Annotated in this window: 19 protein-coding genes; 9 read left to right on the top strand and 10 right to left on the bottom strand. The window is 64.6% G+C overall.

Annotated features, from left to right (window positions below):
- Positions 1-66: 66 nt before the first annotated feature.
- The 5 genes from CLU85_RS18130 to CLU85_RS18110 all read right to left on the bottom strand — a co-directional run bounded on the left by CLU85_RS18130 (position 67) and on the right by CLU85_RS18110 (position 3,741).
- Positions 67-546, bottom strand: coding sequence for a GNAT family N-acetyltransferase (locus CLU85_RS18130; RefSeq protein WP_100411485.1), 480 nt, complete (start codon positions 544-546; stop codon positions 67-69).
- An 11-nt stretch (positions 547-557) separates the two neighbouring features.
- Positions 558-2,276 (bottom strand): urease subunit alpha, encoded by a 1,719-nt coding sequence (ureC, locus tag CLU85_RS18125; protein WP_100411484.1) that lies wholly within the window; start codon positions 2,274-2,276, stop codon positions 558-560.
- A gap of 104 nt (positions 2,277-2,380) precedes the next feature.
- Positions 2,381-2,686 carry an urease subunit beta gene (locus CLU85_RS18120; RefSeq protein ID WP_100411483.1) on the bottom strand — a complete coding sequence of 102 codons (306 nt, stop codon included), beginning with the start codon at positions 2,684-2,686 and terminating at the stop codon, positions 2,381-2,383.
- 101 nt (positions 2,687-2,787) lie between these two features.
- Positions 2,788-3,405 (bottom strand): HupE/UreJ family protein, encoded by a 618-nt coding sequence (locus CLU85_RS18115; protein ID WP_100411482.1) that lies wholly within the window; start codon positions 3,403-3,405, stop codon positions 2,788-2,790.
- A gap of 33 nt (positions 3,406-3,438) precedes the next feature.
- The gene (locus CLU85_RS18110) at positions 3,439-3,741 is read right to left on the bottom strand and encodes an urease subunit gamma (protein ID WP_100411481.1); all 303 of its coding nucleotides are present in this window, start codon (positions 3,739-3,741) and stop codon (positions 3,439-3,441) included.
- 217 nt (positions 3,742-3,958) lie between these two features.
- On the opposite strand from CLU85_RS18110, the gene CLU85_RS18105 reads away from it, so the two are divergent.
- From CLU85_RS18105 to CLU85_RS18095, 3 genes are all read left to right on the top strand, one after another.
- Positions 3,959-7,624: an ATP-binding protein gene (locus CLU85_RS18105; protein ID WP_100411480.1), complete on the top strand. Its 3,666-nt coding sequence runs from the start codon at positions 3,959-3,961 to the stop codon at positions 7,622-7,624.
- Positions 7,624-8,694 (top strand): response regulator, encoded by a 1,071-nt coding sequence (locus CLU85_RS18100; protein ID WP_100411479.1) that lies wholly within the window; start codon positions 7,624-7,626, stop codon positions 8,692-8,694. Before CLU85_RS18105 ends, CLU85_RS18100 begins: the two co-directional genes overlap by 1 nt.
- A gap of 91 nt (positions 8,695-8,785) precedes the next feature.
- Positions 8,786-9,718: a DMT family transporter gene (locus CLU85_RS18095; protein ID WP_100412636.1), complete on the top strand. Its 933-nt coding sequence runs from the start codon at positions 8,786-8,788 to the stop codon at positions 9,716-9,718.
- Between the two features lie 268 nt (positions 9,719-9,986).
- Here CLU85_RS18095 and CLU85_RS18090 read toward each other — a convergent pair whose 3' ends face one another.
- Positions 9,987-10,673: a DUF3334 family protein gene (locus tag CLU85_RS18090; protein WP_100411478.1), complete on the bottom strand. Its 687-nt coding sequence runs from the start codon at positions 10,671-10,673 to the stop codon at positions 9,987-9,989.
- Positions 10,674-10,949: 276 nt separating this feature from the next.
- On the opposite strand from CLU85_RS18090, the gene CLU85_RS18085 reads away from it, so the two are divergent.
- Entirely contained in the window at positions 10,950-12,008 is a 1,059-nt protein-coding gene (locus tag CLU85_RS18085; RefSeq protein ID WP_100412635.1) for a sensor domain-containing diguanylate cyclase, read from the top strand.
- Positions 12,009-12,312: 304 nt separating this feature from the next.
- On the opposite strand, the gene CLU85_RS18080 is transcribed toward CLU85_RS18085, so the two are convergent.
- From CLU85_RS18080 to CLU85_RS18070, 3 genes are all read right to left on the bottom strand, one after another.
- Positions 12,313-12,774 carry a (2Fe-2S)-binding protein gene (locus CLU85_RS18080; RefSeq protein ID WP_100411477.1) on the bottom strand — a complete coding sequence of 154 codons (462 nt, stop codon included), beginning with the start codon at positions 12,772-12,774 and terminating at the stop codon, positions 12,313-12,315.
- A 21-nt stretch (positions 12,775-12,795) separates the two neighbouring features.
- Positions 12,796-15,066, bottom strand: a complete 2,271-nt coding sequence (locus tag CLU85_RS18075) for a xanthine dehydrogenase family protein molybdopterin-binding subunit (protein WP_100411476.1) — start codon at positions 15,064-15,066, stop codon at positions 12,796-12,798.
- Between the two features lie 313 nt (positions 15,067-15,379).
- Positions 15,380-16,732: a dicarboxylate/amino acid:cation symporter gene (locus tag CLU85_RS18070; RefSeq protein WP_100411475.1), complete on the bottom strand. Its 1,353-nt coding sequence runs from the start codon at positions 16,730-16,732 to the stop codon at positions 15,380-15,382.
- Positions 16,733-17,160: 428 nt separating this feature from the next.
- Here CLU85_RS18070 and urtA point away from each other — a divergent pair, with 428 nt between their 5' ends.
- From urtA to urtE, 5 genes are all read left to right on the top strand, one after another.
- Positions 17,161-18,423, top strand: a complete 1,263-nt coding sequence (urtA, locus tag CLU85_RS18065; RefSeq protein WP_100411474.1) for an urea ABC transporter substrate-binding protein — start codon at positions 17,161-17,163, stop codon at positions 18,421-18,423.
- Positions 18,424-18,584: 161 nt separating this feature from the next.
- Positions 18,585-20,165 (top strand): urea ABC transporter permease subunit UrtB, encoded by a 1,581-nt coding sequence (gene urtB, locus CLU85_RS18060; protein ID WP_100411473.1) that lies wholly within the window; start codon positions 18,585-18,587, stop codon positions 20,163-20,165.
- Between the two features lie 24 nt (positions 20,166-20,189).
- Entirely contained in the window at positions 20,190-21,341 is a 1,152-nt protein-coding gene (gene urtC / locus CLU85_RS18055; RefSeq protein ID WP_100411472.1) for an urea ABC transporter permease subunit UrtC, read from the top strand.
- Positions 21,338-22,213, top strand: a complete 876-nt coding sequence (gene urtD / locus CLU85_RS18050) for an urea ABC transporter ATP-binding protein UrtD (protein ID WP_100411471.1) — start codon at positions 21,338-21,340, stop codon at positions 22,211-22,213. Before urtC ends, urtD begins: the two co-directional genes overlap by 4 nt.
- Before the next feature lie 76 nt (positions 22,214-22,289).
- Positions 22,290-22,982: an urea ABC transporter ATP-binding subunit UrtE gene (urtE, locus tag CLU85_RS18045; RefSeq protein ID WP_100411470.1), complete on the top strand. Its 693-nt coding sequence runs from the start codon at positions 22,290-22,292 to the stop codon at positions 22,980-22,982.
- 4 nt (positions 22,983-22,986) lie between these two features.
- Here urtE and CLU85_RS18040 read toward each other — a convergent pair whose 3' ends face one another.
- The gene (locus CLU85_RS18040; RefSeq protein WP_100411469.1) at positions 22,987-23,859 is read right to left on the bottom strand and encodes a phosphatase PAP2 family protein; all 873 of its coding nucleotides are present in this window, start codon (positions 23,857-23,859) and stop codon (positions 22,987-22,989) included.
- Between the last annotated feature and the right edge of the window lie 128 nt (positions 23,860-23,987).

Raw genomic sequence — 23,987 nt, 5'->3', positions numbered from 1 at the left:
CGGAGGGGGCAAGGTGGACAAGGAACACATTGTGGCCTTGGCCGTCACCTGTGGTGTGCGGCCGATCTACAGCGCGCGGCTCATGTAGCGGCTGTGGGGGTCTGTCCGGTAGCTGCCGAAAGGGGCGCAGTCGGTAAACCCGTAGCGCAGGTACAGCTGGTGCGCGGGTTCAAAAAAGGGCTGGGTTCCAGTTTCGAGGCTGATGCGCTGATAGCCCAGGTCCACCGCCTGGCACAGGATGTGTTCCAGCACGGCGCGTCCCACGCCTTGGCCGCGCGCGCTGGCCGCAGTGCGCATGGACTTGAGTTCGGCATGCCCGGTGTCCAGATGCTTGAGCGCGCCGGTACCCACCAGCTCGCCATCGCCGCGCCAGGCCGTCCAGAAGCGGATCTCGGGCTGGCGCAGCTGCGCCATGTCGAGAGCGTGCACGCTCTCGGGCGGCGAGGTGGCGTGCATGTCCTTCAAATGCTCTTGCATGAAGGCTTCGATGCGTGGATCGGAGAGGCCGTCCAGTCGGATTTGCAGGTCGTGCAGCAAGTCGCTCATGGGGCGCGATCTCAGAACAAAAAGTAGCGCTGCGCCATGGGCAACACGGTGGCAGGTTCGCAGGTCAGCAACTGGCCGTCGGCCCGCACCGAGTATGTTTGGGCGTCGATTTCCATCTTGGGGGTGTAGCTGTTGTGCACCATGTGCTGCTTGCGCACGCCGCGGACGTTGCGCACGGCACTCAGCGTTTTGCGCAGGCCAAACTTGTCGCCAATGCCCGCCGCCAAACCGGCCTGCGAGACGAAGGTGAGCGAGGTCTTGGCAAGGGCCCCACCAAACGCGCCAAACATGGGACGGTAGTGCACGGGCTGGGGGGTGGGAATCGACGCATTCGGGTCGCCCATCGCGGCCATGGCGATCAGGCCGCCCTTCAAAATGAGCGCGGGCTTCACGCCAAAGAACGCGGGTTTCCAGATCACGATGTCCGCCCACTTGCCCACTTCGAGCGAACCTACTTCATGGGCAATGCCATGGGCAATGGCGGGGTTGACGGTGTACTTGGCCACATAGCGCTTGATGCGCGTGTTGTCGTTGCGGGCCGTGTCGCCGTGCAGGCTGCCGCGCTGTACCTTCATCTTGTGCGCGGTCTGCCAGGTGCGCAGAATGACTTCGCCCACGCGGCCCATGGCCTGGCTGTCGCTGCTCATCATGCTGATGGCGCCCAGGTCGTGCAGGATGTCTTCAGCGGCGATGGTCTCCTTGCGGATGCGGCTTTCTGCAAAAGCCAGGTCTTCGGCAATGCTGGCATCGAGGTGGTGGCACACCATGAGCATGTCGACATGCTCGTCGAGCGTGTTCACCGTGTACGGCATGGTGGGGTTGGTGGAGCTGGGCAAAAAGTTGTCTTCACCCACCACGCGCAGGATGTCGGGCGCGTGCCCGCCGCCTGCGCCTTCGGTATGAAACGCGCAGATGCCGCGCCCGCCCACGGCGGCGATGGTGTTCTCCACAAAGCCCGATTCGTTGAGCGTGTCAGAGTGGATGGCGACCTGCGTGTCGGTGGCTTCAGCCACGTCCAGGCAGTTGCTGATGGCGGCAGGCGTGGTGCCCCAGTCTTCATGCAGCTTGAGGCCAATGGCACCTGCGTTGATCTGCTCCTGCAGCGCATCGGGCAGGCTGGCGTTGCCTTTGCCCAAGAAGCCCAGGTTCATCGGGAACGCATCGGCCGCCTGCAGCATGCGCTCCAGGTTGAACGGGCCGGACGTGCAGGTGGTGGCCAGGGTGCCGGTGGCGGGGCCGGTGCCGCCGCCCAGCATGGTGGTAATGCCGCTGGCCAGGGCTTCTTCGATCTGCTGCGGGCAGATGAAATGGATGTGGCTGTCGATGCCGCCTGCGGTGACGATATTGCCTTCGCAGCTGATGACCTCGGTGCCGGGGCCGATGATGATGTCCACGCCCGGTTGCGTGTCGGGGTTGCCTGCCTTGCCGATGGCGGCAATGCGGCCCGCGCGCAGGCCGATGTCAGCTTTGAAGATGCCGGTGTGGTCGATGACCAGGGCGTTGGTCAGCACCGTGTCTACCGCGCCGCCCGCGTTGGTGCGCTGGCTTTGCGCCATGCCGTCGCGGATGGTCTTGCCGCCGCCAAACTTCACCTCTTCGCCGTAGCTGCCTGCGCGCAGCGTGTGGTCGGCTTCGACTTCAAGGAGGAGTTCGGTGTCGGCTAGGCGCACGCGGTCGCCCACGGTGGGGCCGAACATTTCGGCGTAGGCGCGTCTTCCAATGGTTGCCATGGTGGGGTGCTCCGCGAGAACTAATTACTATTATTTTGATAGCTGCCAGCGCTTATTAATAAAGCGCTAGAGGCCAATTTGGCTCAAAATTGGTAGAGCAGGGGCTACAGCGCGCCCTGGGTCATGCCCTGAAAGCCGAACACCTTGCGCTCGCCCGCGTAGTCCACCAACTCGACCGTGCGCTCCTGGCCCGGCTCAAACCGCACGGCGGTGCCGGATGCGATGTTCAGCCGCATGCCGCGTGCAGCCGTGCGGTCAAAACCCAGGGCGTTGTTGGTTTCGGCAAAGTGATAGTGCGAGCCGACCTGGATGGGCCGATCGCCGGTGTTGCGCACCAGCAGGGTGAGGGTGCGGCGGCCGGTGTTGAGCAGGTGCTCGCCGGGTTCGGTGATGAGTTCGCCTGGGATCATGGTGAGTTATCCATGGTTAGGAACTACTCCCTCTCCCCTGGCTGGAGAGGGTCGGGGAGAGAGGCTTGTCAGCTTGGCATGCATCGTTGGGATCACTGCCATCACGCCATCTGCTGCAACAGCAACGCACCGCCGAACGCGGCCACGCCAGCCCCGGCAGCGCGTGCCAGCCATGTGTGGCGGTTGCGCAGTGCCCAGCCAGCCGCCAGACCCGCGCCGTGCAGCAGTACCGTGGCTGTCAGCATGCCTGCCAGGGTTTGCCAGGCGCTGTCACTGCCTGCCAGCTCATAGCCGTGGGCCACGCCATGAAACACGGCGAACACGCCCACGCCCAACGCTGCCAACGCGCCCGGCACCCGCAGGCGCGACACCACGAGCAGGCCGGTGACCAGCAGCGACGCGGCAATCATCGGCTCCACCGCAGGCAGGGCCACACCTTGCAGGCCCAGCACCGCGCCCACTAGCAGCATGGCTGCGAAGCCCACGGGGCCCCACAGCAATTCGCGTCCGGCGCTGCGCGCAGCCAGGGCGCTCCACAGGCCCACGGCGACCATGGCGGCCAGGTGGTCCAGGCCGAACAAGGGGTGGGCAAAGCCGCTCAGAAAGCTGTTGTGGATGTGAGATTCAGCACCGGTATGGGCACTGGCGCTTGTACTGATTGCGCTGACTGCTATGAAAAAAAGAGCGACTGTGTGGCGGTGTGAGAGTGCGATGCGCATGGGGGCTCCACAGAGAGAAAGGGGAAAAAGAGGTCAGACGATCGGCTGATGGACGGTGACGAGCTTGGTGCCGTCCGGGAAGGTGGCTTCCACCTGGATGTCCGGAATCATCTCGGCGATGCCGTCCATCACGTCGGCGCGGGTCAGCACGCTGCGGCCTTCGCTCATCAGTTGCGCCGCGGTCTTGCCGTCGCGGGCGCCTTCCATCACGGCGGCGCTGATCAGGGCCATGGCCTCCGGGTAGTTGAGCTTCAGGCCTCGGGCCTTGCGCCGCTCGGCCAGCAGGGCGGCGGTGAAGATCAAGAGCTTGTCTTTTTCGCGAGGAGTCAGTTCCATATCGTTTTACTCAATGCTGGGGTCATTGGCTCGTGCGGCCGTCAATGCGGGGTGACCATGAGGGGTGTGTTCTGTGGCGTACGGGGGGATCTGATGAGAGCCGTTCCATCATAGGCAGCAAGCCCCGTGCCCGCCATACGTCATCTGGCGCAGGGACTGTGCGCGCTAGGGTTGGCCGTGGCATGGAAACTGCACCTGCAGGGCTTGCCGTCATTCCATGCCCATGCCACTTCTCACTGCCCCCATTGCCCCTGCTGATGCTGTGCCGGTGCAGCCGTCGGGGCAGGATGTGGATGCGCAAGCGCCCCAGCAAGTGGTCAAGGTGCGCCGCGACTACAACAGCTGGGTGGCCACCGAGACCATGGAAGACTACGCGCTGCGCTACACCCCGCAGCGCTTTCGCAAATGGTCTGAATGGCGGGTGGCCAACACGGCGTTTGGTGCGGCGTCGTTTTTGATTCTGGAGGCCGTGGGTGCCACGCTGCTGGTGCAGTACGGCTTCATCAACGCCTTCTGGGCCATCGTGGCCACGGGGCTCATCATCTTTCTGGCGGGGCTGCCCATCAGCGTGTATGCGGCGCGCTACGGGGTGGACATGGATTTGCTCACGCGCGGCGCGGGGTTTGGCTACATCGGCTCTACGCTCACCTCGCTCATCTACGCATCGTTCACCTTCATCTTCTTCGCGCTGGAGGCCGCCGTGATGGCCTACGCGCTGGAGCTGGCGCTCGACATCCCGCCCACCTGGGGTTACCTGATCTGCGCCATCGTGGTGATTCCGCTGGTCACCCATGGCGTTTCGGCCATCAGCCGGCTGCAAATGTGGACACAGCCGCTGTGGCTGGTGATGCTGGTGGTGCCGTTTGCCTATGTGTTGGTGCGCGATCCTGGTGCGTTTTCTGGGGTTGTGCACTACGGTGGTGAATTGATGCGCGGCGCGACGTTTCAATTGCCCTTGTTTGGTGCAGCCCTCACAGTCGGCATTGCGCTGATTACCCAGATGGGGGAGCAGGCCGATTACCTGCGCTTCATGCCCGCTTCCACCCCCGCCACGCGCGGGCGCTGGTGGCTGGGCGTGCTGGTGGGCGGGCCAGGCTGGGTGGTGCTGGGCGTGCTCAAGATGCTGGGCGGTGCGTTGTTGGCGTACCTGGCGCTCACCCACATGGTGCCGGCCGAGCGCGCGGTCGACCCGAACCAGATGTACCTGGCCGCGTATGAATATGTGTTCCCCAACTACGGCTGGGCGGTGGCGGCCACGGCGTTGTTTGTGGTGATCTCGCAGCTCAAGATCAACGTGACCAATGCCTACGCGGGCTCGCTGGCGTGGTCCAACTTCTTCTCGCGGCTCACGCACAGCCACCCGGGGCGGGTGGTGTGGGTGGTGTTCAACACGCTGATCGCCTTCATGCTGATGGAGATGAACGTGTTCCGCGCCATGGGCGAGGTGCTGGGGCTGTACTCCAACATCGCCATCGCCTGGATCATGTCGGTGGTGGCCGACCTCGTCATCAACAAGCCGCTGGGCCTGTCTCCCAAGGGCATTGAGTTCAAGCGCGCGCACCTGTACGACATCAACCCCGTGGGTGTGGGCTCGATGGCACTGGCGTCCATCCTGTCCATCAGCGCACACCTGGGGCTGTTTGGCCCGTTGCCGCAAGCCTTTTCGGCCGTGATTGCGATGGCGGTGGCCTTTGTGACCGCGCCACTCATTGCATGGGCCACCGGGGGGCGCTATTACATTGCCCGCCAGTCGGAGCCCGCTGCGCTGGCCGACGTGGTGGCCGTGCCCCTGCATGGCCCGCTGCGCCGCAATGCCGAAGGAGGGCTGGGCACAGAGGCCCGGATGAGCTACCGGCGCACCACCGCGCAGCGCTGCGTGATCTGCGAGCGCGAGTACGAAGCGCCCGACATGGCCCAGTGCCCCGCCTACCGGGGCGCCATCTGCTCGCTGTGCTGCACGCTGGATGCGCGCTGTGGTGACCTGTGCAAGCCCCACGCCAGCATGGCAGTGCAGTGGTCGGCCGCGCTGCGCTGGGTGCTGCCCCGCGCCATGTGGCGTTACCTGGACACGGGCCTGGGCCATTTTCTGCTGTTGATGCTGGTGATAGCGCCGCTGCTGGCCTCGGTGATGGGCCTGCTGTACCACCAGGAACTCAACACCATTGCGCAAGCGGCCACCGACATCGAGGTGATGGCAGCGCCCGCTGTGGCCCTGCGCTCGGGGCTACTCAAGGCGTACCTTGCGCTGCTGGTCATCTCGGGCATCGTGGCCTGGTGGCTGGTGCTGGCGCACAAAAGCCGCCAGGTGGCACAGGAAGAATCCAACCGCCAGACCGGCCTTCTGGTGCGCGAGATCGAATTGCACCGCCAGACCGACGAAGCCCTGCAGACCGCACGCAGCGTGGCCGAGCAGGCGCGCCAGGTGGCCGAGGCCGCCCAGCGCGCCGCTGACCAGGCCAACCAGGCCAAGAGCCGCTACATCAGCGCCATCAGCCACGAGATCCGCACACCGCTCAACTCCATCCTGGGCTATGCGCAGCTGATGGGCGAAGACGCAGGCGTGCCCCCGCACCGCAAGCAGGCCGTGCACGTGATCCGCCGGGGCGGCGAGCACCTCCTGTCGCTCATCGAAGGCACGCTGGACATCGCGCGCATCGAGTCGGGCAAGCTCACACTGGATGTGGCACCCGCGCGTTTTGCCGATGGTCTGCACGAGATGGCCAGCCTGTTCGAGCTGCAGGCGGCCGCCAAGGGCCTGGCGTTCCAGTTCGATGTGTTAGGGGTGATCCCCGAGGTGGTGCGGGCCGACGAAAAGCGCCTGCGCCAGATCCTCATCAACCTGCTGGGCAACGCCGTCAAGTTCACGGCGCATGGCACCGTCACCTTGCGAGTGCGTTATGCGCGCGAGATGGCCCGCATCGAGGTGCAGGACACGGGGCCAGGACTCACGGCTGACGAGATCGACCGCATCTTTGAGCCTTTCGCGCGGGGCGGCGGTGCCAGCAGCGCAAGCGCCGTTGCGGCAGCGCCGGGGGCAGGCCTGGGCCTGACCATTGCCAAAATGCTCACGGCGCTGATGGGGGGGGAATTGACGGTGACCAGCACCCCTGGCCTGGGGTCGGTATTCCACGTCAAGCTGTTCCTGCCCGAAGTGCACGCCGAGGCCCTGGGCAAGGCCGCACCCGTGCCCACTGCATCGGCAGCCCGCGCACAGCGCACCCGCAGGGGTTATGCGGGCGAGCGCCGTCGCATCCTGGTGGTGGACAACGAGGAGCCCGACCGCGAGCTGCTGCGCGAGCTGTTGGAACCCCTGGGTTTTGAGCTGCGGCAGGCCGCCAGTGGGCACGATGCGCTCGATCTGCTGGCTGCGGGCTACCGGCCGCACGCGATCTTCATGGACCTGGCCATGCCCGGTATTGACGGGTGGGAGACCCTGCGGCGTGTGCGGCAGATGCACCTCGCAGAACTCCACTGCGCCATCGTGTCCGCCAACGCGTTCGACAAGGCGCTGGACAACGATGTGGACATCCGCCCGGAGGACTTCATCGTCAAGCCCGTGCGCCATACCGAGCTGATCGACTGGCTGGAGCGCCGCCTGGGCCTGCAGTGGCTGCACGACGAGGCCGCTGTTCAGGGGGCTGACGTGTCAACAACAACGGCCGCATCTACGCAGCCACAGCCCCTGACCTACCCCGATGCCAACGCCCTGACTGCACTGGGACAGGTGGTGGCGCTGGGCTACTACCGTGGCATCCTCAACACCCTGGACGACATCGAACGCAGCCAGCCTGCGCACAGCATTTTTGTGACCACCATGCGGCAACTGGCCAAGCAGTTCCAGTTCGATGCCATGGGCCAGATTCTGGAGCAGGCGCCATCGTGATGAACACCGCAATTCCCCCTTCGCCCTGGGTGCAAGCCCCACCGGGCGCAGCGCTGGACCGCACCGACAGCGACGTGGTGCTGATCGTGGACGATGTGCCCGACAACCTGGCCGTGCTGCACGATGCGCTCGACGAATCGGGCTACACCGTGTTGGTGGCCACCCATGGCGAGGCCGCGTTGCAGCGCGCGGCCCAGGCCCTGCCCGACATTGTTTTGCTCGACGCCATGATGCCGGGAATGGATGGCTTTGAAGTGGCACGGCGGCTCAAGGCCAACCCCGCCACGGCGCACATCCCCATCATCTTCATGACCGGGCTCACTGAGACCGAGCACCTGGTGGCTGCGCTGGAGGCAGGCGGTGTGGACTACGTCACCAAGCCCATCAAACCGCGCGAGGTCATGGCCCGTATGGGCGTGCACCTGGGGGCGGCCCGCAAGGCGCGGCAGGACGCGCGCCAGGCCCGCGAGGCGCGCAATGCACTCGACGCCTTTGGCTACGCCAGCATCACGGTGCGCGCGTCGGACGGCCGCATCGTGTGGCAGACCCCGCTGGCGCGCGAGCTGCTGCAAAGCTACTTCGGCGAAGTGGGGCCCGACGGTGCACCCACCGCATTTGGCCAATGGGCGCCCGAGCCTGTGCAGGCCTGGCTGCGCCGCCATGTGCTGGCCGACAACGCGGCCGAGCTGTTGGCGGCGTCCCTGGCCGAGCCGCCGCGCCTGGCCGTGGAGCAGGGTGCACGCCGCCTCACCTTCCGGCTGCACCAGCAGGCGGGTGACAGCGCTGGCGGCGGCGACTGGCTCATCGTGATGCGCGAGGTGTCGGACGCCAAGATCATCGAATCCATGAGCCTGTCCTTCAAGCTCACCGCCCGCGAGGCCGAGGTGCTGTACTGGGTCGTCAAGGGCAAGATCAACCGCGACATCGGCGACATCCTTGGCGCCAGCCCCGCCACGGTCAAGAAGCACCTGGAGCGCGTTTTTGCCAAGCTGGGGGTGGAGACCCGCACGGCCGCTGCGGCGATGGCGATGAACCGCATCCGACAGCTGCATCCGCAGTTTGAGGGGTAGCGCCTTGGGCGTTTTGGCTTCGCAGCCTGTGCCTGCGAGCGGGTGATCTGCATGGATGGCGGCTCACACCGAGTTTGCTACGCTCGCTGCCATGTCCGCTTCCCCTTCTGCCGCTGCGCGTGGTGCTTTTTGGCGTGGCCTTTACCAGCGCCCGGCCCTGCTTCTGATCGTGACCACCCTCATCTGGGGCAGCAATGCCGTCGCGGCGCGCCTGGCCGTGGGCCATGTGTCTCCCATGATGCTCACCACGGCGCGCTGGAGCATCGCCTGCATCGCGCTGTGGTTCGTCGCGCGCCAACAGGTGGCGCAGCACCTGCCTGCGCTGCGGGGGCGCTGGACATATCTGGCGCTCATGGGCGTCAGCGGTTTTACCGCTTTCAACGCGCTGTTCTACGCTGCAGCCCACCACACCACGGCCGTCAATCTGGCGCTGATCCAGGGAATGATTCCGGTGCTGGTGTTGCTGGGCGGTGTGCTGTTTCTGGGGCTGCGTGTCACTGCATTGCAGATGGCAGGTGTGGTGATTACGCTGGCGGGTGTGGCCATCGTGGCCTCGCGGGGCACTTGGGCCGTGCTGGCGGCGCTTGACTTCAACAGGGGCGACCTGTGGATCCTGCTGGCCTCGGTGCTGTATGCCGGCTACACGCTGGGGCTCAGGTCCCGGCCGCCGGTGCCTCCGCTGGTTTTCTTCTCTGCGGTGGCGGGCGTGGCGGCTCTGGCCTCCTTGCCACTGCTGGCGGCCGAAGTGGCGACCGGGCGCTTTTTCTGGCCGACGCTGCAGGGCTGGCTCATTCTGGTTTACGTGGGGCTGCTGCCGTCTTTTGTTTCGCAGATCCTTTTCATCCGCGCGGTGGAGCTGATCGGCCCGGCGCGTGCCAGTGTGTTCCTCAACCTCAACCCCGTTTTCGGCCCTGCGCTGGCCGTGTGGGTTCTCAGCGAGCCTGTGGGGGCGTACCACGCACTGGCGCTGGCAATGGTGCTGGGTGGCATCTGGATCGCGGAGCGGCTAGGCGCGCGGCGCTGACCTTGCAGCGGAAATCCCGCGTGTCCGCACAGGCGCTGGCTGTGTGGACGATCCGCATCGGGCAGCGGCCCCAAGCCCGAGAGGCAGATGGATGGGCTTTGGGGCTTCTCGCGCTTATCGACGAAGCGCGGGAAGCTATTCATTTTGAAGTAAGGCAGGCGGCGAAGCCTTTGTGCCACGCCTCCACATGCCTACCTTGAAAATTTCAGTAAAAACCGGCTCTAGCGCTTATTTATAAAGCGCTAGTAGCTATTGTTTTTGATGATTTTCACATGCCCAACGACTTGAGCAGCGCATCGGTGTCGTCTTGCCCAGCGGGCAGTGGTGCGGGCACGGGGGGGGCTTCTTGTGACTGCGCCATGAGTGCGTCGGCGTCCGGCACTTCCTGGGCTTCAAAGTCGTAGAGTTTGATGAACTCGGTGCGATCGATGGCCAGTTCCAGATAGAAGATATTGTTGTTGCTGGTGTAGAAGGTCACGCGGCGGGCCTCGGGCTTGTCGAGGTTGGCGTCCACGGAGAGCTGCACCTGCTTGTTCAGCACCAGCATCTTGGGCTGGTTCTGGGTGATGTGGGTCTGCAGTTCGCGGCGCACCTTGCCAGTGAAGTCGCCCACCACCTGGTTCATCAGCTCGCCCATCACGTTGCTCACTTCGTCGGACGTGTAGGAGCTGACCAGGTCATCCTTGGACATGCCCATGTTCAGCAGGTAGTTGGCGTACAACTCCATGGCCGCCTGGGCCGAGAAGTTGATGATCACCAGCCCCGAGAAGCCGCCATCGAACAGCACAAAGCAGCCGATGTCGGGTTTCAGGCAGGTCTTGCTGATGCGCTGCACCATGCCGGAGTAGTGGATCTGGCTGTGCGTGGCCACGCCCAGCACGCGGGTGACGGAGTTGCACAGGCTGATCAGGAGGTCTTCAGTGCTGTAGACGGTGGATTTTTCGGGGGTGCTCATGGTGTCTTGGAAGGGATTGCTCTGTCAGGATAACCGCTGGGCAGAGCATAGGCGAAGGCGCAGCGCTCTGCCAGTGTGCTTTCCCCCGGGCTGCCTCCGCACGTCGCCAGGGTGCCCCACAGCGGCGGGCCTTGGGTTGACAACCCCCCGCGCTGGCGTATCGTGCCAGCCATATCGAAAAGGAACGTGCGATGGCTGAGCCTACGTGCAAATGGGCGGATTGTCAGGCGGTCACCACTGGCGCTGTGATGTACACAGTGATGGATGCGCAGCACCATGGGTGAAAAGGAAGACCTGAACAGGGAGCGGCTGGAGCTGGTGCTGGAGGCCGCCGGGCTGGACCTGTGGGAGAACGACCTGGTGACCGGCCAGGTCACCCACAAGGCGGTCAAGACCTTCCTGGAGCTGGGATTTACCGAGGACGAGATGGTGTCGGGCCTGCAGGACATCTACGGTCTGTTTCATCCGGGTGACCTGGAGGTCGTGCGCCAGGCGGTGGCCGCCCATGTGGCGGGCACAACGCCGCAGTACCGTGCGGAGTTCCGGCTGCGCTCCAAGGCGGGCGAATGGATCTGGTTTGCCAATTACGGCCGCATCATGGACCGCAGCAGCGCCACCCCGGGCAAACGCCTGATCGGGGTCACTTTCAACATCCACGACCGCAAGCAGAAAGAAGACGAAATTGCGCAGATCAACCAGCAGCTGGTGGCGCAGAACCAGCTGTTGCAAGAGCTGAACGCGGCGCTGGAGCGGCTCGCAGCCAACGATGCGCTGACGGGCTTGGCCAACCGGCGCACGCTCATGGAGCTGGGGGCCAATGAATACAAGCGTTCCGTGCGGTTTGATCACCCGCTGTCGTTGCTGGTGGTGGACATCGATCTGTTCAAGGCGGTCAATGACGCCTGGGGACATCTGGCTGGCGACCGGGTGATCTGCGCGGTGGCCCAGGCCTGTGCCGGGCGCAGGCGCAGCGGCGTGGACATCGTGGCCCGCTTCGGGGGCGAGGAATTCGTCATCGTGTTGCCCGAAACCGATGGCGCCAGCGCCCTGCACGCGGCGGAATCCTTGCGGTACGAAGTGGCGGCGCTGCGGGTGCCGGTCAATGACACAGGGGCCACGGTCTCGGTCACGGTGAGCGTTGGTGTGGCCACCTTGCGCAAGGGTGCGTGCCTGGATTTTGAAGCGCTGGTGAACCTGGCGGACCAGGCGCTGTATCGCGCGAAGGAGTCAGGGCGCAACGTGGTGCACTGCGACGAGTCGCACTGCGGCGGTACGGATGCCGCGCATTCGCTCAACGGCCCGCAAGGCGATGCCCGTGGGGCGCGGCTGAACTGACGGTTGGGTGGGCCCCATGCGCCGGGCGGCCTGTGCGCCGTTTTCAGCGCATGCTGCTCCTGGCCCGGCGTGGCCCCTTGCGTGAAAGTTGCACTCCGCCTGGCCGCACCCCCGTGTCCGGCGCTATCCAGCCCCCTCTTCGTGCACAAACCGTGGCGCATGCGGGCCATGGTGGGCTGGAGCGGTGTGCGTGCGCGACCCGTGGGACGCAAGCCGTCAGAGTCAGGGTAGAAAAAATGTGGCGAAAATGCAGTGAAGTGCTTGTATTTATTGGATAGTTTGCTATCAAAATAATAAAAACCCATCAAGCCACTTTGTTCCCCGCCGCCTGGTGGATGGCCGCGCGGATGCGCGGGTAGGTGCCGCAGCGGCAGGCGTTGCCCGACATGGCGGCAGCGATGTCGGCGTCGCTGGGCCGTGGCGTTTTCTTGAGCAGTGCGCAGGCGGACATCAGCTGTCCGCTCTGGCAGTAGCCACATTGGGCCACGTCGACCGCCGTCCACGCCTCGCGCAGCGCCGTGGCTTCGGGGCCCTGCAGGCCTTCGATGGTGGTCACAGGGGCATTGCCGACCGCAGAGAGGGGCGTGATACAGGCACGCACGGGCTCGCCGTTCAGGTGCACGGTGCAGGCGCCGCACAGGGCCATGCCGCAGCCAAACTTGGTGCCGTTCATCTGCAGCTCGCCGCGCAGCACCCACAGCAGGGGCGTGTCGGGTTCGGCATGGACGGCGATGGGTTGGCCGTTGAGGGTGATGGTGGTGGTCATGGGGGCTCCGGTGCGTCGGGGTCAGCTGAGCTTGAGGGGCAATGCGCGCAGGCGTTGGCCGGTCAAGGCAAACACCGCATTGGCCACGGCGGGTGCGATGGGGGGCACACCGGGTTCGCCCACGCCCTCGGGCGGTTCGGCGCTGGCGATGATGTGGGTCTCGATCTGAGGGCAATCGGCCATGCGCAGCAGGGGGTAGTCGTGCAGGTTGCTTTGCTGCACCTGGCCGTCTTTGATGGTCACTTCGCCATGCACTGCCGCAGTGAGGCCGAACACTACGGCGCTTTCCATCTGCTGGGTGATGAGATTGGGGTTGACCGCTGCGCCGCAGTCGATCACACACACCACGCGGTGCACGCGCAGGGCCTTGTCAGGCCCCACCGACACTTCGGCCACCTGCGCCACGATCGAGCCGAACGACTGGTGCAGCGCGATGCCCCGCGCGCGCCGGGTGCCCGTGGCATTGGCGGCCAGGGGCGTGCCCCAGCCAGCCAGCTCTGCGGCAGTTTTGAGCACACGCAGGTGGCGCGGGTGCTTCTGGAGGAGCGCGGCGCGGAAAGCCACCGGGTCTTGTTTGACCGCGTGGGCCGCCTCGTCGACAAAACTCTCTTTGAAGAACGCCTGGTGCGAATGCCCCACCGAGCGCCAGAAGCCCACGGGCAGTGGCAGGTCGATGATCTCGTGGGCGATGCGTGCATGGGGCCACTCGTAGGGCTGGTCGAACGCGCCTTCGGACGTGGTCTTGTCGGGCCCGGCGCCGGGCAGGCCAAAGGTGCGGGCCAGTACCTGCGGCACGATGGCCTGGCCGGCCGATACGTTGTGCCAGGCCACCAGTTGGCCTTGCGCGTCCAGCCCCGCCTTGAAACGGGCCACGCAGGCGGGGCGGTAGAAGTCGTGCTGCGTGTCCTGCTCGCGGGACCACAGGGTTTGCACCGGCGCGCCATCGGCGGCCCTGGCAATCGCGGCGGCCTGGGCCACGTAGTCCACCTCCAGCCGTCGGCCAAAGCCACCACCCAGCAGCAGTTGGTGCACGGTCACCTGGTTGTCGTCAATGCCCAGGGCCTTGGCGGCCGCCATGCGCGCCAGGCCCGGCACCTGGGTCGATGTCCACACAGTGGCAGTACCGTCCTTGAACTGCGCCGTGCAATTGATGGGTTCCATCGCGGCGTGGGCCAGGTAGGGCGCGTGGTAGTCGGCGGTGAGGGTGGTGGTGGCTGCTTGCATGGCGGTGTCCACGTCGCCCACGCTGTGGTAACCAAAGCCCTGGGCCTGGTCCAGCGCCTGGACCAGCTGGGTCATGACGGCGGCACTCGACAGCGTGGCGGCCGGGCCGTGGTCCCACTCTACGGTGACGGCCGCCGCCGCCTTCTTGGCGTGCCAGGGTGTGTCGGCAATCACGGCCACCGCGCCGGTGCCGCCGTGAAAGGGGGGCACTGCCAGCACCTTCTTCACGCCCGGCAACGCCTGTGCGGCGGCACCGTCAAAGCGGGCCACCTTGCCGCCGCGCGTGGGGCACATCACCACACTGGCGTGCAGCAGGCCGGGCGGGTTGGCATCGATGCCAAACACCGCAGTGCCGTTGAGCTTGGAGGCCGCCTCGATGCGCTTCAGCGGTTTGCCAATGAGTTTGAATGCGGCGGGTTTTTTGAGCGTGACCTTGCCCGGCAATGGCTGCTGCGCTGCGATTGCGGCCAGTTCGCCAAACGTGGCACGTTGACCGGCAGCGTGCTCCACCCAGCCTGCGTTGGTGGTGCATTCGGCCGCCTGCACTTTCCACTGCGCGGCGGCGGCGCTGATCAACAGGGCGCGGGCGTGGGCACCGGCCTCGCGCATGGGTTGCCACAAGTCCTTGATGCTGGACGAGCCGCCCGTCATCATCACACCCACCTCGCGCATGGTTTTGGCGGTGAGCCAGCCTGCCACGGCCTTGATCGTGCCGTCGTTGTCTGGGTGAAACGGCAGGCCGTCCACCACAGTGGCCAGGTTGTTGTAGATGTCATCGATGGGCGCCATCTCCAGCCGCACCTGGGCCCAGTCGGCGTCCAGCTCCTCGGCCAGGATCGCGGCCAGGCCGGTGTGTGTGCCTTGGCCCATTTCAGACTTGGCCATCATCACGGTCACCGTGTTGTCCGCATCCACCTTGAGCCAGCCGTTGAGCGCCACCTGCCCGGGCGCCGGGGGCAGGCGCTGCGCAGTGTGAAGGCGCTGTCGTGGGGGCATCACTCCCCAGCCGATGACCAGCGCGCCAGCTGTTGCGCCGCCGCCGAGAAGCACTGTGCGTCGTTTCACCATGGGTTGTCCTGAATGTTCAAAAAAGGTGCGCGCCTGCCACCATGGCCTCACAGGGGGCGATGAGCGGCAAGGGCAGGGGGCCATCCTAGCGCCACTGTGCAGCGCAATGCCCATGGTGAATGTCGGCTATGTGACGCTGTGCGGCACACGCTTGGCAAAGCGGTGGAGCCCCGCCGGCATCCACCCCTGGTGCCGGGTGGGGCCTCTGTGCGTGGTCTGTGGACGCTTGCGTTCAAGTCTTGGCGACGGGACAAAAAAAGCCCTGCCCGGGTTAACCGGGCAGGGCCTTGGTGAGGTTCCAACAAAATGGGGATCAGGGTCGGGCCGAAGTGTCCATGTGGGCCGTGTTTTTGTCCAGCAGCACCTCGGGCTCCTGGGCGTCCTGCCAGCCGGGGTTGTTCAGGTGCTTGTCGAGTTGCTCGGTATCGAGGTCACCCGTCCACTTGGCCACCACCAGGGTGGCCACACCGTTGCCGATCAGGTTGGTCAGTGCGCGGGCTTCGGACATGAAGCGGTCAATGCCCAGGATCAGTGCCAGGCCCGCCACCGGCACCGTGCCCACCGCCGACAGCGTGGCCGCCAGCACGATGAAGCCGCTGCCCGTGATGCCCGCTGCGCCCTTGGAGGTGAGCAGCAACACGGCCAGCAGCGTGATCTCCTGTGTCAGTGTCATGGGCGTATTGGTGGCCTGGGCAATGAACACGGCCGCCATGGTCAGGTAGATAGAGGTGCCGTCCAGGTTGAACGAGTAGCCAGTGGGAATCACCAGGCCCACGGTGGATTTTTTGGCGCCCAGCAGCTCCATCTTTTCCATCATGCGCGGCAGCACCGATTCGCTGGACGAGGTGCCCAGCACGATGAGAAGCTCTTCCTTGATGTACTTGATGAACTTCCAGATCGAGAAGCCGTGGAACTTGGCAATCGTGCCCAACACCACGAAGATGAAGATCAGGCAGGTCAGGTAGAACACGCCCATGAGCTTGCCCAGGGACAGCAGCGTGCCCACGCCATACTTGCCAATGGTGAACGACATCGCACCGAAAGCGCCGATGGGGGCCACTTTCATGATGTAGCCCACGATGGTGAACAGCACGTGCGAGGTCTTCTCGATCATGTCAAAAACCAGCGTGCCGCGGCCACCGAAGCGGTGCAGCGCAAAGCCGAACATCACCGCGATCAGCAACACCTGCAGGATCTCGCCCTTGGCGAAGGCGTCGATCAGCGTGGTGGGGATGATGTTCAGCAGGAAGTCCGTGGTGGTGGTCATCTTGCCGGGGCCGGTGTAGGCCGCGATGGACTTGGTGTCCAGCGTCGAGGCATCCACGTTCATTCCCGCGCCCGGCTGCAACACGTTGACGAAGATCAGGCCAATGACGAGGGCCACCGAACTCACGACCTCGAAGTACAACAGAGCCAGCCCGCCAGTCTTGCCCACCTTCTTCATGTCTTCCATGCCCGCGATACCGATCACCACGGTGCAGAAGATGATGGGCGCGATGATCATCTTGATCAGCTTGATGAAACCATCACCCAGGGGCTTCATCTGCTCGCCCAGGGCCGGGTAGAAGTGCCCCAGCAGAACCCCCACCACCACGGCGGTGAGCACCTGGATGTAAAGGGATCGGTAGAGGGGCAGCTTTTTGGGCGTGGAATGGCTGGGTTGCATGGGGTGCCTCTGGGACAACAAAAACGGGGTGCGTGACTGTACGTCGCAGATCCGCCCTCTCCATTGTGGAAATCCACATGTTTGATGCAGTCGGATAGATCGTTTTTTGGTGTAAATGCGTAGATACCCTGATGCCATGAAGGGTTCTGGTGCCTGGGCCATCCCGCGGGGCGTTGCTGCGGATCCTCGTTGTGCGCTGGGCGTCTGCCGCATCCCGCCGTTCCGGCCCTTGCGACGTTTGCACATCCCGGGTGCCTGCGGCCTTCTCCAGCGCGGGGAGGGGGAAGGCCTTGTGATGATGTACGCCACCCGGCGTATTTGCGAAGGCGGGGGCTGTCTCCAGAATTCAATCCATCGACCGATCCAAAGGTTCCACGAAGGAGCCCGTCGGCCGAAGCGGTTTGAAACCACCCACCGGAGAAGCACACATGCAACGTCGTTATTCCCTCAAGGCCCTCGCGGCCGTCGCTACGCTCGCTGGCCTGTCGGCTCTGCCCGCCTACGCACAGGACACCATCAAGGTCGGCATCTTGCACAGCCTCTCGGGCACCATGGCCATTTCGGAAACTGTGTTGAAAGACACCGTGCTGATGGCCATCGACGAGATCAACGCCAAGGGCGGCGTGCTGGGCAAGAAGCTCGAACCCGTGGTGGTGGACCCTGCCTCCAACTGGCCTCTGTTCGCTGAAAAGACCAAGCAACTGCTGGGCCAGGACAAGGTCTCGGTCATCTTCGGTTGCTGGACCTCGGTGAGCCGTAAGTCGGTACTGCCGGTGGTCGAAGAAATGAACGGCCTGCTGTTCTACCCCGTGCAATATGAAGGTGAAGAGCTGTCCAAGAACGTGTTCTACACCGGTGCCGCGCCCAACCAGCAGGCCATCCCTGCGGTGGACTACCTGATGAGCAAGGACGGCGGCAGCGCCAAGCGCTGGGTGCTGCTGGGCACCGACTACGTCTATCCCCGCACCACCAACAAGATCCTGCGCGCTTACCTCAAGTCCAAGGGCGTGAAGGATTCCGACATCGACGAAAAGTACACGCCGTTTGGTCACAGCGATTACCAGACCATCGTGGCCGACATCAAGAAGTTCAGCCAGGGCGGCAAGACGGCGGTGGTCTCCACCATCAACGGCGACTCGAATGTGCCTTTCTACAAGGAACTGGGCAACGCGGGCCTGAAGGCCAAGGACGTGCCCGTGGTCGCATTCAGCGTGGGCGAAGAAGAGCTGCGCGGCGTGGACACCAAGCCGCTCGTGGGCCACCTGGCCGCCTGGAACTACTTCCAGTCCATCAAGAGCCCAGAGAACACCGCGTTCATGAAGAAGTGGGGCGACTACGCCAAAGCCAAGGGCATCGCTGGACACAAGGACAAGCCGCTCACCAACGACCCGATGGAAGCCACCTACATCGGCATCAACATGTGGAAGCAAGCGGTTGAAAAGGCCAAGAGCACCGATGTGGACAAGGTCATCGCCGCCATGGCCGGCCAGACCTTCAAGGCGCCGTCGGGCATCGTCTCCAAGATGGACGAGAAGAACCACCACCTGCACAAGAGCGTGTTCATCGGCGAGATCAAGGCCGACGGCCAGTTCAACGTGGTGTGGAAGACCCCTGGCCCTGTGAAGGCCAAGCCATGGAGCCCTTACATCGAAGGCAACGACAAGAAGAAGGACGAGCCCGAAAAGAAGTAACCCCCCTGAGGCGCTTTGCGCCTTCCCCCCGCTCTCGCATCGCTGCGCGATGCGGGCAGGGGGACGCCCCCAGCGCGGCGGGGCGGCCCTTGCGCGGGGGCACTGGTATGGGCTGTGCGCGTGGCACAGGCCGACCGCCTTTTTGACCGACTGGCCCTTCCATGCTTTCCTCACTATTTTCCCGGCTGCTTGCCTGCATACTGTTGTGTGCCACGGTTCAAGCGAACGCCCTCACCGCTGAGCAGGCCCTGGCCATGGCCGCTGGCGAGACCGATGACCGTGTGGCCGCTGTGCAGCAGGCCGTGGTGGATCCCAGCGAGCGCATCGCCGCCTTTCTGCAGGCACTGGCTGACGATGCGGTGAAAGTGGCGGGCGGCAAGGCCTTGATCGTGCGTGACGACAAGGGCATCGACCCTGTGACTGGCGCCGAAGTGCCCGTGCCTGCCGATGCCGAAGACATCATCAACAACAACCGCATGCGCGGCGAGATCGACACGGCCCTGGCGGGCCTGGCGCTGTTTGGCAAAGACGAAACCCGGCGCATGGCCGCTGCCAAGGCGCTGACCAAAGAGCCCGATGCGGGGCGTTTGCCCTTGCTGGACAAGGCGCTTGCGCTGGAAACCAACGACAACATCAAGACCCAGCTGGAGCTGGCCCGCGCTGCCACGTTGCTGGGCAGTGACGACGCCGCACAGCGCATCACCGCTGCCCAGGCACTGTCACTCAGCGCCACGCCCGACACGCGCCTGCTGCTCAATGAGCGGGCCACGGTCGAAGAAGACCCCAAGGTCAAGGCCGCGCTGCAAACGGCCCTCAAGGCGCTGGATGAAAAACTGGCCTGGGGCGAGCGCCTGGGCGCTGCGTTCTCGGGCATCAGCCTGGGCTCCATCCTGCTGCTGGTGGCGCTGGGCCTGGCCATCACCTACGGCCTCATGGGCGTCATCAACATGGCCCATGGTGAGCTGATGATGATTGGCGCCTATGCCACCTATGTGGTGCAAGGCATCTTTCAAAAGTATTTTCCGGGCGCGTTTGACTGGTATCTGGTCGCTGCGCTGCCGCTGGCCTTTGGCGCATCCGCCGCCGTGGGCGCGGTGCTGGAGCGTGGCGTGCTGCGCTTTCTGTACGGCCGCCCGCTGGAGACGTTGCTGGCCACCTGGGGCATCAGCCTGGTGCTGATGCAACTGGTGCGCACGATTTTTGGCGCGCAGAACGTGGGGGTGGAGAACCCTGCGTGGATGAGTGGCGGGGTGCAGGTGCTCTCCAACCTCACGCTGCCCTACAACCGGCTGGTCATCATCGGCTTTGCCATCGCCGTGCTGCTGGGCATGGGCTACCTGATCGGCCGCACGCGCCTGGGCTTGTTTGTGCGCGGCGTCACCCAAAACCGCCCCATCGCGTCGTGCATGGGCGTGAACACCGCACGCATCGACACCATGGCCTTTGCGCTGGGCTCGGGCATCGCGGGCCTGGCAGGTTGTGCTTTGAGCCAGGTGGGCAACGTGGGCCCCGACCTGGGCCAGAGCTACATCGTCGATGCCTTCATGGTGGTGGTATTGGGCGGCGTGGGCCAGCTGGCAGGCACGGTGTATGCGGCGCTGGGCCTGGGTGTGCTCAACAAATTTCTGGAAGGCTGGGCGGGTGCGGTGCTGGCCAAGATTGCAGTTCTGGTGTTCATCATCATCTTCATCCAGAAGCGGCCCCAGGGCATCTTTGCGGTCAAGGGCCGCACCGCAGATTGAGTGGCCGACAGAGACAGACACACCATGACGACTCCATCCACTTCCCCCATCCAGCTGCCCGCTCCGGTACCCCTGCTCTCACGCGGCGGCTGGTCTGCATTTTTCGTTGCACTCATCGTGGTGTGCGCCGTGGCGCCCGTGCTCAACCTGTGGGTGCCTGCGGGCAGCCCGTTGCACATGAGCGACTACGCCGTGGCCCTGGTCGGCAAGATCATGTGCTACGCCATCTGCGCGCTGGCCATGGACCTGATCTGGGGCTACACCGGCATCCTGAGCCTGGGCCACGGCTTGTTCTTCGCTTTGGGCGGCTACGTGATGGGCATGTACCTCATGCGCCAGATTGGCCGCGACGGCAACTACAAGAGCGATCTGCCCGATTTCATGGTGTTCCTCGACTGGAAGGAGCTGCCCTGGCACTGGATGTTGTCCGACAGCTTCGTCGCCACGCTGTTCCTCATCGTGGCGGTGCCGGGCGTGATTGCGTTCGTGTTCGGCTACTTCGCCTTCCGCTCGCGCATCAAGGGCGTGTACTTTTCCATCATCACCCAGGCCATGACGTATGCGGCCATGCTGCTGTTCTTTCGCAACGAGACGGGCTTTGGCGGCAACAACGGGTTTACCGACTTCAAGCGCATTCTGGGCACGCCCATTGCCACTCCGACCATGCGCATGCTGCTGTTTGTGATGACCGGGCTGTCGCTGCTCGGCTTCTTCTTGCTGGCGCGCTGGCTGGTGCGCAGCAAGTTCGGCCGCGTGCTGCAGGCCGTGCGCGATGCGGAGACGCGGGTCATGTTCTCGGGCTACTCGCCGCTGCCCTACAAGCTCACCATCTGGACCATCAGTGCCATGATGTGCGGTGTGGCGGGTGCGCTCTACGTGCCCCAGGTCGGCATCATCAACCCCGGCGAGATGAGCGCCGCCAACTCCATCGAGATCGCCGTATGGGCCGCCGTGGGGGGGCGTGCCACGCTGATCGGGCCCATCGTCGGTGCGTTCATCGTCAACGGTGCCAAGAGCTGGCTCACGGTGACGGCGCCAGAGTTCTGGCTGTACTTTCTGGGCGCGTTGTTCATTGCCGTCACGCTGTTCCTGCCCGATGGCGTGGTGGGGCTGGTGAAGAAGCTCAAGGCCAAGACCCAGGCAAAAACAACCGCGACGAAGGGAGCCGCGCAATGACGCCCGATCTGATGGAAGAAGGGGCGCGGCGTTTTCAGGAAAAGCTGGCGCCAGCGGCCACGGGCCAAACCGAATCCGGCGGCCGTGCCGCAGGTTTCTCGCGTGTCGCCGTCCCTGGCGAAGTGGACGTGGCCCATGGCCGCATCCTGTACCTCGAAGACGTGCATGTGAGTTTTGATGGCTTCAAGGCCATCAACGGCCTGAGCCTGGACATTGCCCCCGGCGAGCTGCGTTGCATCATCGGCCCCAATGGCGCGGGCAAGACCACGATGATGGACATCATCACCGGCAAGACGCGGCCCAACCAGGGCACAGTGTTCTTCGGCAGCACGATCGACCTGCTGCGCCACAACGAGCCCGAGATCGCCAGCTTAGGGATAGGCCGCAAGTTCCAGAAACCCACCGTGTTCGAGCAGCTCAGCGTGTTCGAGAACCTGGAGCTGGCCTTGAAGACCCACAAGGGCGTGAAGTCGAGCATGTTCTTCAAGCTCGACTCAGCGCAGTCCGACCGGCTGGCCGACATCCTGCACACCATCCACCTGGCCGACAGCGTGACGCGCCAATCCGGCAACCTGAGCCATGGGCAAAAGCAGTGGCTGGAGATTGGCATGCTGCTGATGCAGGACCCCAAGCTGCTGCTGCTCGACGAGCCCGTGGCGGGCATGACAGACGAGGAGACCGCACGCACTGCTGAGCTGTTCCTCACGCTCAAGGGCAAACATTCGCTCATGGTGGTGGAGCACGACATGGGCTTTATCCGCACCATCTCCGAGAAGGTGACGGTGCTGTGCGATGGGTCGGTGCTGGCCGAAGGCACGCTCGACCAGGTGCAGGCCGACGAGCGCGTGATCGAGGTGTACCTCGGTCGGTGAAGGCATCCACTATCAAAAATATAGCTACTGGCGCATATGGAATAGGCGCTACAAGCTCAAAACACTCCAGGTCACCATGCTCACCGTCCAAAACATCAACCAGTACTACGGCGGCTCCCACATCCTGCGCGACGTGAGCCTCACTGCCACGCCCGGCAAAGTCACCGTGCTGCTCGGTCGCAATGGGGTGGGGAAAACCACGCTGCTCAAAAGCCTCATGGGGCTGGTTCCCATCAAGAGCGGCAGCATCACGTTCGATGGCAAACCCATCGACAAAGCCACGCCGTATGACCGTGCGCGCGCCGGCATCGGCTTCGTCCCACAGGGCCGCGAGATTTTTGGCCGCCTCACGGTGGAAGAAAACCTGCGCATGGGCCTGGCCTACAAAAGTGGTTCTACCCCCGTGCCGCCACACCTGTATGAACTCTTCCCTGTGCTCAAGCAGATGCTCAAGCGCCGGGGCGGTGACCTGTCGGGGGGGCAACAGCAGCAACTGGCGATTGCCCGCGCGCTGGCCCCCGGCCCGCGTTTGCTGATCCTGGACGAGCCCACCGAAGGCATCCAGCCCAGCATCATCAAGGACATCGGCCGCGTGATCCGCATGCTGGCCGACAAGGGTGAGATGGCGATCCTGCTGTGCGAGCAGTACTACGACTTCGCGGAGGAACTGGCTGACGACTACCTGGTGATGGAGCGCGGCGAGGTGATTGCACGCGGCCCCGGCAGCGAGATGGAGGCCAAGGGCATTCGCAACCTCGTCGCGATCTGAGTGTTCAGGCCCGGGCCCGACCGGGCGCTGGGGTGCGCCAGCCCCGCAGGCTTTCGATGATGAGCACGGTGCACAGCATCCATGTTCCCCCGAGCAGCCAGCCTGCCAGCACATCGCTGGCGTAGTGCACCTGCAACACAGCGCGACTCCATCCGGTGGTGAAGATCAGGACCCCTGCGGTTGCCACGGCAGGGGCATGCCATGGGCGTGTCAGTTGCCGTGTTGCCAGGTAGGCCAGCATGGCGTAGGCCACCATGGATGCACTGCTGTGCCCGCTGGGAAAGCTGAATCCCTCTGCCTGCGCAATGCCGTGCAGGTGTTCAGGCCGCACCCGCTCGAACAGGTTCTTGAGCACACGGGTCAGGGCGCCGTTGCCGGCCATGGCCACCAGCCAGCCGGTGGCCAGCAACCGCTGCTGGCGCTGCCACAGCACCAGGGTCACCGTGGCGGTCAACGCCGTCAGCACCCCGGTGTCGCCCAGGTGGGTGAGTGCGGAGAACAGCTGCAGTACAGCGGTGGGCGTCTGCACCTGCAGGCCCGCTGCCAATGCGTCGTCCAACGCCCCCCAAGGTCCGCCGGGGCGGCCGCTTGCTGCCAAGTCGGCCATGGCGGCACCCGCCAGCACCCATGTGCAAGCGGATACACCCATGGCCGCCAGCAAAGTCCCGTGCGCTCGCATGGGGGGTACAGGGGGCAATACAGGGCGGTGTCGCTGCACACAACGCAGGGCTGCAAGGCCCGCCAACCCCAGCAGCGCAGCGGCCAGCATGCCGATTGCCCACACGGCCAACGGGTGGTGGGCGAGGAGGGTCCCGAGTTCGGCGGCCTGTGTGGTGAGGGTGGTGGCTGCAGTGGTGGTTGTCGTTGAAGGGGGCATCGTTGTTGTAGGGATTCGGCTGCGGCCGGGGTGTGTCACGCCCGCCGCACGGCGGCCCTTTGTACAGGACCGTCCAGCAGCCTCAAAGTTTCTGGGTGAATGCCACCAGGGACTGCAGCAGCACCGTC

The organism is Acidovorax sp. 69 (genome assembly GCF_002797445.1).
GTDB lineage: Bacteria > Pseudomonadota > Gammaproteobacteria > Burkholderiales > Burkholderiaceae_C > Acidovorax.
The sequence above is the reverse complement of the archived record's forward strand: the minus strand, read 5'-3'. Positions and strand labels throughout refer to the sequence as shown.

Coding starts and splice junctions, on each gene's coding strand:
- CLU85_RS18130 (WP_100411485.1), bottom strand. CDS start 546: ATGAGCGACTTGCTGCACGACCTGCAAATCCGACTGGACGGCCTCTCC.
- ureC (WP_100411484.1), bottom strand. CDS start 2,276: ATGGCAACCATTGGAAGACGCGCCTACGCCGAAATGTTCGGCCCCACC.
- CLU85_RS18120 (WP_100411483.1), bottom strand. CDS start 2,686: ATGATCCCAGGCGAACTCATCACCGAACCCGGCGAGCACCTGCTCAAC.
- CLU85_RS18115 (WP_100411482.1), bottom strand. CDS start 3,405: ATGCGCATCGCACTCTCACACCGCCACACAGTCGCTCTTTTTTTCATA.
- CLU85_RS18110 (WP_100411481.1), bottom strand. CDS start 3,741: ATGGAACTGACTCCTCGCGAAAAAGACAAGCTCTTGATCTTCACCGCC.
- CLU85_RS18105 (WP_100411480.1), top strand. CDS start 3,959: ATGCCCATGCCACTTCTCACTGCCCCCATTGCCCCTGCTGATGCTGTG.
- CLU85_RS18100 (WP_100411479.1), top strand. CDS start 7,624: ATGAACACCGCAATTCCCCCTTCGCCCTGGGTGCAAGCCCCACCGGGC.
- CLU85_RS18095 (WP_100412636.1), top strand. CDS start 8,786: ATGTCCGCTTCCCCTTCTGCCGCTGCGCGTGGTGCTTTTTGGCGTGGC.
- CLU85_RS18090 (WP_100411478.1), bottom strand. CDS start 10,673: ATGAGCACCCCCGAAAAATCCACCGTCTACAGCACTGAAGACCTCCTG.
- CLU85_RS18085 (WP_100412635.1), top strand. CDS start 10,950: ATGGGTGAAAAGGAAGACCTGAACAGGGAGCGGCTGGAGCTGGTGCTG.
- CLU85_RS18080 (WP_100411477.1), bottom strand. CDS start 12,774: ATGACCACCACCATCACCCTCAACGGCCAACCCATCGCCGTCCATGCC.
- CLU85_RS18075 (WP_100411476.1), bottom strand. CDS start 15,066: ATGGTGAAACGACGCACAGTGCTTCTCGGCGGCGGCGCAACAGCTGGC.
- CLU85_RS18070 (WP_100411475.1), bottom strand. CDS start 16,732: ATGCAACCCAGCCATTCCACGCCCAAAAAGCTGCCCCTCTACCGATCC.
- urtA (WP_100411474.1), top strand. CDS start 17,161: ATGCAACGTCGTTATTCCCTCAAGGCCCTCGCGGCCGTCGCTACGCTC.
- urtB (WP_100411473.1), top strand. CDS start 18,585: ATGCTTTCCTCACTATTTTCCCGGCTGCTTGCCTGCATACTGTTGTGT.
- urtC (WP_100411472.1), top strand. CDS start 20,190: ATGACGACTCCATCCACTTCCCCCATCCAGCTGCCCGCTCCGGTACCC.
- urtD (WP_100411471.1), top strand. CDS start 21,338: ATGACGCCCGATCTGATGGAAGAAGGGGCGCGGCGTTTTCAGGAAAAG.
- urtE (WP_100411470.1), top strand. CDS start 22,290: ATGCTCACCGTCCAAAACATCAACCAGTACTACGGCGGCTCCCACATC.
- CLU85_RS18040 (WP_100411469.1), bottom strand. CDS start 23,859: ATGCCCCCTTCAACGACAACCACCACTGCAGCCACCACCCTCACCACA.